Source organism: Sphingomonas sp. CCH9-F2 (assembly GCF_001556735.1).
Taxonomy (GTDB): domain Bacteria; phylum Pseudomonadota; class Alphaproteobacteria; order Sphingomonadales; family Sphingomonadaceae; genus Sphingomonas; species Sphingomonas ginsenosidimutans.
Map to the genome: position 1 here is coordinate 1 of NZ_LSJO01000585.1, position 2034 is coordinate 2034.

A 2034-nucleotide genomic window follows, 5' to 3' on the forward strand; every position below is an offset into this window, starting at 1 on the left:
GTCAGGCGATAGGCGGTCACCGTGCCCGCCGCGTCGCTGACCGCGGTCAGCCGGCCGACCGCGACCGGGCGGACCGGATCGTCCTGATAGGCGGTGACGTCGATCGTCGCGGCACGGCGGCCGCTGCGTCGTGGCTGGACGCTGGCGTGCAGCGGCAGATCGGCGCGCGCGGGCGCCAGGAAGCGCACGTCGGTGTCCAGCGCGCGGAACCCCGGTGCCAGATGGCGGCGCCCGGCGCGCTTGATCAGTGCCGACACGACCCCGCCGTGGAACGCCGGCAGCAGCCGCGCGCCGACATGATCGGGACGCGGGACGATCGTCAGCGTCTCGCCGCCGTCCTGTATGTCCAGCCAGGCATCGAACGACGCGGCGTCGCTGGGCGGCGTGGTGCCGTCGCCGACCGGCACCTCGCGAAAACCCCCGGGCATCGCGCCGACCAGATAGCGCGCGGTCACCGTGGCCGACAGCCCGCCGTCGTCGCGCAGGATGCCGCGCACCAGCGCCAGATCGCCGTCGCGTACGACGTCCGCGACGGCGCAGACCAGCGCACCGGCGGGCGGCGGCGCGATCCAGTCGACGCGCAATTGCAGCGTCATCATCGGGCTGGGCGCGGACATTGTTGCGAAGATGCCGTTGGCGGTCGCCTGATCCGCCAGCAGCAATGCGGCACCCGGATCGATCCCGTTGCCGGCGCTGCGCGTCGCGGGCAGCCGGGGATCGAGCGCCAGCGCCAGCGCATGATCGCCGTCCGCGACGACACGCATTCCCAGTGCGCCGCAGGCTGGAATGGACGCAAGGTGCGCATCGGGATCGCCGCCCGGAACGCCGGCCCGGGTCGCGGCGCCCGGCTGGATCGTGATCGGTGGCCGCATCGCGCTTCTCTCCCCTTGTCCCTCAGGCGCGGTTCCTAAAGCGGTTTGCGCAAGGATTGAACCGCCGTCACGCGCCGAAGCGTGCGGCCGGCAGCGTGACGTCGACCGGCGGCCCCAGATCGCGCGAGGAGGCGCCGATGCGGAAGCGATAGCGGCCGGGGGCGATCACCCATTGGCCGCTGGCGGTGTCGAACGTCGCGAGCAGGCGCGGGTCGATCGCGATCGTCGCGGCCTGTCGCGCGCCCGCCGCGAGCGTGCGCCGCGCCCAGCCGGCCAGCCGCCGCGGCGCTTCCCAGCCGCCGCCGACCCGCTCGACATACAATTGCGCCACTGCGGCGCCCGCGCGTGCGCCGGTGTTGCGGATCACGGTGGTCGCGCGGATGCCGCGCGCGTCGTGGGCGATGCGCGGTGCGGCGAAGGCGAAGCGGGTATAGGACAGGCCGTGGCCGAACGGGTACAACGGCGCGATGCCGTCGCGGTCGAACGCCTTGTAGCCGACCGCCGCGCCCCCGCAATAATCGACGGTGAAGCGCGCGCCCGGCGACGGCGCGCCCGTGAACGGGCGGCAGCGGCCGGCGCGGTCGTCGCGCGGAAGGGTGATCGGCAGATGGCCCGACGGATTGACCGCACCGGTCAGCAGCCGCGCGATCGCCGCGCCCCCGCCGGCGCCGGGATACCAGGCCTGAAGGATCGCATCGACGCGCTCCGCCCAGGGCATCAGCACCGCGCCGCCGGTTTCCAGCACGACGATACTGCGCGGCGCGGCGTGCGCGACGGCGTCGATCAGCGCGTCCTGCGCATCGGGCAGCGTGAGCGAGGTATCCTGCGATTCGGCGGTCCATTGCGTGGCGAAGACGATCGCGGCGTCGGCACGGGCGGCGGCGCGCGCCGCGGCGGCGGGGTCGCGCCCGTCGAGATAGTCGATCGCGACCCCGGGCAGCGCGCGGCGCAACTCCGCGAGGGGCGACGAGGGGAGGTAGATGACCGGTCCGGGCCAGCCGGTCGGCGCCAGCCCCTTCACCGCTGATCCGCCCGGCGGATGCACCTGCGACGAGCCGCCGCCGGACAGCACCCCGGCGTCGGCATGGCCGCCGATCACCACGATACGGCGCAGGGCCGCGGCGCGCAGCGGCAGCGTGGCGGGGGCGTTGCGCAGCAGCAC

Annotated in this window: 2 protein-coding genes; both read right to left on the reverse strand. The window is 74.5% G+C overall.

Going from position 1 to position 2034, the window contains the following annotated elements; all coding sequences use genetic code 11:
• Positions 1-872: PaaI family thioesterase (locus AX685_RS16420; RefSeq protein WP_156445872.1), on the reverse strand; the 872-nt coding region annotated here is incomplete at its 3' end.
• A gap of 67 nt (positions 873-939) precedes the next feature.
• On the reverse strand, positions 940-2034 hold a 1095-nt coding region (locus AX685_RS16425), incomplete at its 5' end, for a glycoside hydrolase family 3 C-terminal domain-containing protein (protein WP_197418660.1).